Below are 281 nucleotides of genomic sequence, written 5' to 3'. Positions count from 1 at the left end.
AATCCACCTCTCCACATTCCTCTTCTCATAGCTGAAGTTCACACCCACTTTCACCAGCTTCCTTCCGTCACATTCGAAAGGCAGGGCATAGTCCTTGCTCTCTATCTGTTGCATTGCCTCTTCCGCTGTGCCGTCCAGCTTGAACTCCATCACGTAAATGTATTCATTTGTTTTCACCACCATGTCAATCCTTCCCTCCGAGGTATGATATTCCGCCTGCGTATAGAATCCCAGCAGTTTGAACAGAATAAACATCACGTTCTGGTAGTGCAGCTCCAGGT

At 47.7% G+C, this 281-nt stretch carries 1 protein-coding gene; it reads right to left on the bottom strand.

Features of this window, described 5'->3' with window-relative positions:
- Nucleotides 1–281 (bottom strand): PD-(D/E)XK nuclease domain-containing protein (locus H6A61_RS16345; protein ID WP_204394818.1); only part of this gene is annotated, 281 nt, incomplete at both ends.

Origin of the sequence: Bacteroides caecigallinarum, assembly GCF_016901995.1 — a bacterium.
Classification (GTDB): domain Bacteria; phylum Bacteroidota; class Bacteroidia; order Bacteroidales; family Bacteroidaceae; genus Phocaeicola; species Phocaeicola cellulolyticus.
This window is presented reverse-complemented; position numbering and strand designations above follow the sequence as displayed.